Below are 8,596 nucleotides of genomic sequence, written 5' to 3'. Positions count from 1 at the left end.
ATAAAAAAATCCCAAACTCCAGAATTGGAATTTGGGATTTTTATATTGAAAATTAATCTAATTAGATTTTGTATCTCTTTCTATCTGTTTCGCTTAAGTAAATTTTTCTTAAACGTAAAGATTTTGGAGTAACTTCAACATACTCATCTTTTTGAATGTACTCTAAAGCTTCTTCTAATGAGAATTTGATAGCTGGAATAATTCTAGCTTTATCATCAGCTCCTGAAGAACGTACGTTAGAAAGTTTTTTCGTTTTAGTAACGTTAACTGTCATATCGTCGCTACGAGTATTTTCTCCAATTACCTGACCTTCATAGATATCTTCGTTAGGATCAACAAAGAATTTACCACGATCTTGTAATTTATCGATAGAGTAAGGAATTGCTTTTCCGTTTTCCATAGAGATTAATGAACCGTTGTTACGCCCAGGAATTTCTCCTTTGTATGGTTCGTATCCGATGAAACGGTGCGCCATAATAGCTTCACCAGCAGTAGCAGTAAGCAATTGATTTCTTAATCCGATAATTCCACGAGATGGAATGTTGAATTTAATAATCATACGCTCTCCTTTACCTTCCATAGAAAGCATTTCTCCTTTACGGATAGTAACGAATTCAACCGCTCTACCTGAAAGGTTTTCTGGTAAATCGATAGTTAATTCCTCAATTGGCTCACATTTCACACCATCAACTTCTTTGATGATAACTTGTGGCTGACCAATTTGAAGCTCATACCCTTCTCTTCTCATTGTTTCAATAAGAACAGATAAGTGAAGTACACCACGACCAAATACCATGAATTTATCAGCAGAATCAGTTTCTCCAACTTTCATCGCTAAGTTTTTCTCAAGCTCTTTTGTTAATCTTTCACGAATATGTCTAGAAGTAACAAATTTACCTTCTTTACCAAAGAAAGGAGAATCGTTAATTGTAAACAACATACTCATTGTTGGCTCGTCGATAGCAATTGTTTGTAAAGCTTCTGGATTTTCAAAATCAGCGATAGTATCACCAATTTCAAAACCTTCAATACCTACAACAGCACAAATATCACCAGCAACAACTTCTTCTACTTTTCTACGGCCTAAACCTTCAAAAGTGTGTAATTCTTTAATTCTAGATTTGATGATTTTTCCATCTCTTTTTACCAAAGAAATTGGCATACCTTCTTTTAAAGTACCTCTTTCAAGACGTCCGATAGCGATACGACCTGTAAATGAAGAGAAATCTAAAGAAGTAATCAACATTTGTGGAGTTCCTTCAGAAACTTTTGGAGCAGGAACATTAGCAATAACCATGTCTAATAAAGGCTCAATGTTTTCTGTTTGATTTTTCCAATCATCAGACATCCAGTTGTTTTTAGCAGAACCGTAAACAGCTGGGAAATCTAACTGCTCTTCAGTAGCTCCTAATTCGAACATTAGATCAAAAACTTTCTCGTGAACTTCTTCTGGAGTACAGTTTTCTTTATCTACTTTATTGATAACCACGCAAGGTTTCAATCCTAAATCAATCGCTTTTTGTAAAACGAAACGAGTTTGTGGCATTGGACCTTCGAAAGCATCAACTAGTAAACATACACCATCGGCCATGTTCAATACACGTTCAACTTCACCTCCAAAATCGGCGTGGCCTGGAGTATCGATAATATTGATTTTTGTTCCTTTATATTGAACAGAAACGTTTTTAGAAGTAATTGTAATACCTCTCTCACGCTCTAAATCATTATTATCTAAGATTAAATCACCTGTGTTTTCGTTCTCACGAAATAACTGACAGTGATACATAATTTTATCAACCAAAGTTGTTTTACCGTGATCGACGTGGGCAATAATTGCAATGTTTCTAATAGATTCCATCTGTGATTTTTAATGGGCGCAAAGGTACACTTTATTTTTTAAAAAAAAATGTTTCTATCATAGTTTGCGTATATACAATCAATTAGTTAATACAAAACGCGAAAATATCGGTTTCAAAATGACATTAACATACGTTTAGTTATAGTTAAATTAACTATATTTGAAGTGATGAAAAGTAAAACTCTCCAAATTACTCTTATTTATACAATCATCTCGATAATTATGGCGGCCATATGTCATAAATTACTCACAACCTACTTTTCTTCTTCAGAATATCAATATTTATTTTTAATAAAAGACATTATATTTATTCTAATCACAGGACTAGTTTTTAGTTTTATACTTTCAAAGAACGAAAAAAGAAATGTAACCATCTTTGAAAAGTTAAACAAAACCAACGAAGAAATAAAAGAATCGAATGAGAAATATGACATTGTAGCAAAAGCAACAAGCGACACTATTTGGGACTGGAAAATTCAAGAGGACAGTATTAATTGGAACAAAGGAATTGAAGGTGTTTTTGGTTACGACCCAAAAGAAGTAGGCAAAACTTCTAAATGGTGGTTTGATAAAATTCACCCGGAAGATAGTATCCGGATGTCAATAAAATTATATTCTTTTATAGAACAAAAAACAGAAAAATGGCAAGACCAATACCGTTTTAGATGTGCAGACGGAACATATAAGTATGTTTTGGATCGAGGTTTTTTATTAAAAGATGAAAACGGAAGAGCCATTAGAATGATTGGCGCAATCCAAGATATCACGAAACAAAAAGAAGAAGAGCAACGATTAAAGCTTTTAGAAACTGTAATTACTCAATCTAAAGATTCTATTTTAATTACCGAAGCCAATTCTTCTGACGGGAAAATACCAAAAATAGTTTATGTAAATCCTGCATTTTCTCAAATGTCAGGCTACCAATCAAACGAAATTATCGGAAAATCGCCAAATATTTTCAAAGGACCAAAATCAGATTCAGACGAATTAAAAAAGCTTTTAAGAGCCATAAAAAACAAAGAAGAATGCTTGATCGAAACTATTACCTACACAAAAAGTAAAGAAGAATATTGGGTACGCTTCTCTATGATTCCTATTTTCAATAACGAAGGAATGATCTCGCACTGGATTTCGATACAAAGAGATATTACTGATGAGAAAAAACTAGAAACAGAAAAAGAACATCTTATTCGAGAATTAACGCAAAACAATAAAGACTTAAAACAATTCTCTTATATCACATCTCATAACCTTAGAGCACCGCTTTCTAATTTAATCGGATTATTAAACCTTATAGAAGACATTCCAATAGAAAATGAAGAACTACAAGAAATACTAGCAGGATTTACAAAATCGACTCATTTGTTAAATGAAACCATCAATGATTTAGTAAAAGTTATCATTATTAAAGATAACCCTTCAATGCAGAAAGAAGAGGTTTCTTTAAAAGAAGTTTTTGAAAATGTATTTAGCCAGCTTTCTTTTCAAATTGAATTGCACAAACCAATAATCAAATTGAAATTTGACAAAGTTCCAGAACTTATTACAAACAAAGCTTATATTGAAAGTATTTTATTAAACCTGCTAACGAATTCCATCAAATACAAATCGGAAAATAGAAAACTAAAAATTTCTATTACAGCAGAACAAATAGAGCATAGAACAATTCTAACCTTTAAAGACAACGGAATAGGCATTGATTTGGAAAGAAATCGCGATAAAGTATTTGGACTTTATCAAAGATTCCACAATTACCCAGATAGCAAAGGATTAGGATTATATCTTGTAAAATCACAGGTGGAGACAATGGGAGGAACAATCTCTATCGACAGCGAAGTCAATAAAGGAACGACATTTACAATAACATTTAAAAATTAATTATTATGCTTGAGCAGATTTTATGCATCGATGATGACCCTATCACATTGATGCTATGCAAAAAAGTAATTTCAAAATCTTCATTTTCACATGAAGTTATTACAGCTCAAAACGGCGAAGAAGCTCTTCATCATTTCAACATCTTAAAATACACCAACGACAAAGCAAAAAAAAGGCCTGAATTAATTTTTTTAGATTTAAATATGCCTATTATGGGAGGATGGGAATTTTTAGATCACTTCACTTCTCCAGATTATATAGAATTCAATACTGTCCCTGTAATTGTACTATCCTCAACTATTGACCCTGAAGACCTTGCCAAAGCAAAAAAATATCCAATTATAATAGACTTTCTTTCTAAACCAATTACACAGCCCATGCTGGAATATCTTAAAAAGAAGATTGATTTATAAAGAAAGACACATAACACTCTAAATTTAAAAATCTAAACTCCAATTTTACAAAGATTGGAATTTAGATTTTTTTATTCTTAATTTCTATGTTCTTAAAATTAGAAACAAAAAAAGTCCTCTAAGAAGAGGACTTTTATATATCTAACAAATTGTATTAATTACAATTTAGCAACGTGTTTCGTTAATTTAGACTTCAAGTTAGAAGCTTTATTATCGTGAATGATGTTCTTTTTAGCCAATTTATCAATCATAGAAATTACAGTTGATAATTTTGCAGTAGCATCAGCTTTATCAGTAGCTAGTCTTAACGCTTTAATAGCATTACGAGTAGTTTTATGCTGATATCTGTTAAGAACTCTTCTTTTTTCGTTACTTCTGATTCTTTTTAATGCTGACTTATGATTTGCCATTTTCTTTTAATTTTAGATGTAATAATTATTATAAATACTAGTTAAAAAAGAAAAACCTCCCACAATCGTATAACAATCACTTTGGTTTTAACTAATAAAACAAAAACCGAGACACCAATTTTTGTTTTACAAAACTTATTTACAACTAATTTGTAGTCCGTAGGGGAATCGAACCCCTGTTACCAGGATGAAAACCTGGCGTCCTAACCCCTAGACGAACGGACCAATATTCTCCTAAGTTGGAAACTTTTCAATATGTAATATAACTTGTAGTCCGTGGGGGAATCGAACCCCCCTTACCAGGATGAAAACCTGGCGTCCTAACCGATAGACGAACGGACCGCGCTTCTGTATTGCGGATGCAAAGATACATCTATTTTTTATTTGCGCAACACCTAATGCAAAAAAATATATATTTTTTTAATACGCCTTAGCAAAAAGCACTCTTTTAGAAGAAGGTTCCCCAGTAAACACACAGGTTCCCGCCTCTTCAACAGCATCCAAAGGAATGCATCTAATTGTTGCTTTTGTCAATTCTTTTATCTTCTCTTCTGTCTCTGCAGTTCCGTCCCAGTGAGCAGACAAAAAGCCTCCTTTACCTTCTAAAACTTCTTTAAATTCCTCAAAACTATTTACTTCCGTAATATGAGTATTGCGATAATCTAAAGCTTTTGTAAATAAGTCAACTTGAATCTGTTCTAAAAGATTATTTACATGCTCAACAATTTTTTCGCTAGCAACAACTTCTTTTGTCAAATTATCACGTCTTGCCACCTCAAAAGTTCCATTTTCCAAATCTTTTGGACCAACAGCAATTCGAACAGGAACTCCTTTTAATTCCCATTCTGCAAATTTAAATCCTGGTTTTTGCGTTGTTCTGTCATCAAACTTAACAGTGATTTTTAATTTTCTCAGTTTAGCCGTTAAATCCTTAACAGCTTCAGTAATTTGAGCCAATTGTTCATCTGTCTTATATATAGGAACAATAACCACTTGAATTGGAGCCAAATTTGGAGGCAATACTAATCCTTGATCATCAGAATGTGTCATGATCAATGCACCCATCAAACGAGTAGACACTCCCCAAGAAGTTCCCCAAACGTGTTCTTGTTTTCCTTCTGCATTAGCAAACTTAACATCGAATGCTTTTGCAAAGTTCTGACCCAAGAAGTGAGATGTACCGGCTTGTAATGCTTTTCCATCTTGCATTAATGCCTCAATACAATATGTCTCATCTGCTCCAGCAAAACGCTCTGTTTCAGTTTTAAAACCTTTCACAACCGGAATTGCCATAAAACTCTCGGCAAAATCAGCATAAACGTTCATCATTTTTTCTGATTCCTCAATTGCTTCTTCTTTTGTAGCGTGAGCCGTATGCCCTTCTTGCCATAAAAACTCTGCAGTTCTCAAGAACAAACGTGTACGCATTTCCCAACGAACCACATTTGCCCATTGATTGATTAACAAAGGTAAATCTCTATAAGACTGAACCCATCCTTTATATGTAGACCAAATAATAGCTTCACTTGTTGGACGAACGATAAGCTCCTCCTCTAATCTTGCATTCGGATCAACCATTAATTTACCAGGTCTTTCCTCGTCATTTTTCAATCTGTAATGCGTTACAACTGCGCATTCTTTAGCAAATCCTTCTGCATTCTTCTCCTCCGCCTCAAACATGCTTTTCGGTACAAACAAAGGAAAATAAGCGTTTTGATGTCCAGTTTCTTTGAACATACGATCTAACTCGGCTTGCATTTTTTCCCAAATAGCATACCCGTATGGTTTTATTACCATACATCCTCTAACTCCTGAATTTTCAGCTAGATCTGCTTTTACAACCAGTTCGTTATACCATTTTGAATAATCTTCTGATCTTGTAGTAAGGTTCTTACTCATATTATATATTTTGGCACAAATTTTGTTTTATACAATTTTAACTAAATAGTTTGACAAAACTAACTAATTTTGTAATGTGCAACAATAAAAAACACCACAGATATGAAAACTTACCTTTCACTCCGCCAAAACTCTAATCATTTTTACTTAATTGGATTATTGAGTTTATTGCTAGCATCGTGTGGTTCTTACCAAAATTCCTCTTATTATGATAATGATGGAGTTTATGGTGGTACATCTGTTAAATATGTAACAAATGGAACAAACAACCAATACAAAGAGTATTTCAGATCATTGCAAGACGACAATCAGCCAACTGAAATATTTACTGACGTTGATAATTACACCAATTATTCAGACAGCACTCAAACTGCCTCTGTAGGAAGTTATCCTGCATGGGGAAGCAGCAGTTCTGATGTTTCTGTAAACTTTTACACTACTCCATCGTGGTCATTCGGATTTGGATGGGGTTATCCTTATTATGGCTACGGTTACGGATGGGGCTACCCTTATTATGGTTGGGGATATCCAGGATGGGGATACCCAGGTTGGGGTTATCCAGGTTGGGGATACCCATATTACGGCTATGGCTACAATTACTCTTACAACTATGGAAGAAGAGGTTCTGCAGCTTATTATGGAGACAGAAACTATGCTTACAACAGAAATTACAGCACTGGTCGAGGATATACAACTGGTAGAGGATACACAACCGACAGAAACTACACGACTAATAGAGGAAATTATACAACAAACAGAACCTATACCACAAATAGATCTAACGGCTATACTGACTTCAGAAGTTCAAGCATGAACGGAAGAACAACTAGTCCTACATTTACAAATAGAAGATCATACAGCAATGGTTCTGACTACAACAGCACCTACAATAACGGAAGATCTTATAATAACGGAAATACTTCTACAAATAGAACCTATACACCAAGCAACAACAGTGGCTCATCTAGAAGCTACACTCCTAGCAATAGCGGATCATCAAGAAGCTACGCTCCTAGTGGCGGCGGTGGAGGATCTAGATCGTACAGCGGCGGTGGCGGCGGTGGAGGAATGAGATCTGGCGGCGGTGGCGGTGGAGGAAGAAGATAATTTTTCCTCAGCCCTTTGAATTTCTAACTAAAACTCATCAAAATGAAAAAAATATTTTTCCTATTTATAACAGGACTAACTGTCAGCGCGTCATATTCACAAGAAGTTTCAGATGCTTTGCGTTATTCTCAAGAAAATCTTACAGGTACCGCTCGTTACAGAGCAATGAGCGGTGCTTTTGGAGCAGTTGGAGGAGATATCTCTGCATTGAGCGTTAACCCTGCTGGGTCTGCAATTTTCAACAGTAATCAAGTTGGAGTTTCCTTTAGCAATCAGAATATCAAAAACAATTCTGACTACTTTGGCACTCAAACTTCAGACAAAAAAAATTCTTTTATTCTAAATCAAGCTGGTGGTGTTTTTGTATTTAAAAACCACAACCCTAATGTAGGATGGAATAAAATTACAATTGGAGCAACTTACGAAAATACCAATAATTTTAATAATGAAGTTTTTTCTGCTGGGTACAATCCTTCTCATTCAGTTGATGCATACTTCTTAGATTATGCAAATTACAGCAATGGAGGCGCACCTGTTCCGCATGAACTCGTTAACACACAAGATAACGAAACCATTACTGATTTATACAGATATCTAGGATCTAATTTCCCAAATATACAATACCCTAACCTATCAGGTTTTTCAGCACAGCAAGCATTTTTAGGATACCAAGGATACATTACAAACATTGATGACGTAAACAATCCTAATAGCACTTATTCAACAAACGTTCCAAAAAATGCTACTTACTACCAAACAAACGAGATCTACTCAAGAGGCTACAACAGTAAAGCAAGTTTCAACATTGCAACTTCTTATAAAGATCGACTATATTTAGGAGCAAACTTAAATCTTCACATTACAGATTATAGGAGATCAACTAGTTTTTACGAAAGCAACAATGGAGATCTACAATCAGACCAAACCATATCGAGCATAAGATTTAATAACGATTTATATACCTACGGAAACGGATTCTCTTTCCAACTTGGAGCAATTGGAAAAGTAACAGATAATTTTAGACTTGGTAT

Annotated in this window: 6 protein-coding genes, 2 tRNA genes and 1 pseudogene; 4 read left to right on the top strand and 5 right to left on the bottom strand. The window is 34.3% G+C overall.

The window, feature by feature from the left end; translation table 11 throughout:
- Positions 1-61 precede the first annotated feature (61 nt).
- Entirely contained in the window at positions 62-1,858 is a 1,797-nt protein-coding gene (gene typA, locus B3J44_RS01005) for a translational GTPase TypA (RefSeq protein ID WP_111378311.1), read from the bottom strand.
- A 168-nt stretch (positions 1,859-2,026) separates the two neighbouring features.
- Between typA and B3J44_RS01000 the strand changes: the two genes are divergently transcribed.
- Together B3J44_RS01000 and B3J44_RS00995 are read left to right on the top strand one after the other, a co-directional pair.
- Positions 2,027-3,736, top strand: coding sequence for a PAS domain-containing sensor histidine kinase (locus B3J44_RS01000; RefSeq protein WP_286965012.1), 1,710 nt, complete (start codon positions 2,027-2,029; stop codon positions 3,734-3,736).
- 5 nt (positions 3,737-3,741) lie between these two features.
- Positions 3,742-4,149 (top strand): response regulator, encoded by a 408-nt coding sequence (locus B3J44_RS00995; protein WP_286965011.1) that lies wholly within the window; start codon positions 3,742-3,744, stop codon positions 4,147-4,149.
- A gap of 158 nt (positions 4,150-4,307) precedes the next feature.
- On the opposite strand, the gene rpsT is transcribed toward B3J44_RS00995, so the two are convergent.
- From rpsT to proS, 4 genes are all read right to left on the bottom strand, one after another.
- The gene (gene rpsT / locus B3J44_RS00990) at positions 4,308-4,559 is read right to left on the bottom strand and encodes a 30S ribosomal protein S20 (protein WP_073417115.1); all 252 of its coding nucleotides are present in this window, start codon (positions 4,557-4,559) and stop codon (positions 4,308-4,310) included.
- A 153-nt stretch (positions 4,560-4,712) separates the two neighbouring features.
- A tRNA-Glu gene (locus B3J44_RS00985) sits at positions 4,713-4,784 on the bottom strand.
- Between the two features lie 45 nt (positions 4,785-4,829).
- Positions 4,830-4,901, bottom strand: a tRNA-Glu gene (locus B3J44_RS00980).
- A gap of 78 nt (positions 4,902-4,979) precedes the next feature.
- Positions 4,980-6,458, bottom strand: a complete 1,479-nt coding sequence (gene proS / locus B3J44_RS00975; RefSeq protein ID WP_286965005.1) for a proline--tRNA ligase — start codon at positions 6,456-6,458, stop codon at positions 4,980-4,982.
- Between the two features lie 102 nt (positions 6,459-6,560).
- Here proS and B3J44_RS00970 point away from each other — a divergent pair, with 102 nt between their 5' ends.
- Positions 6,561-7,565, top strand: a complete 1,005-nt coding sequence (locus tag B3J44_RS00970; RefSeq protein ID WP_286965004.1) for a hypothetical protein — start codon at positions 6,561-6,563, stop codon at positions 7,563-7,565.
- A gap of 42 nt (positions 7,566-7,607) precedes the next feature.
- A pseudogene (locus B3J44_RS00965) lies at positions 7,608-8,596 on the top strand (transporter); the annotation flags it as partial.

The organism is Flavobacterium sp. UBA4854, from assembly GCF_002399805.1.
GTDB lineage: Bacteria > Bacteroidota > Bacteroidia > Flavobacteriales > Flavobacteriaceae > Flavobacterium > Flavobacterium ginsengisoli.
Note: the sequence above shows the minus strand (reverse complement) of the source record. Positions and strands in the feature narration are given on the sequence as shown.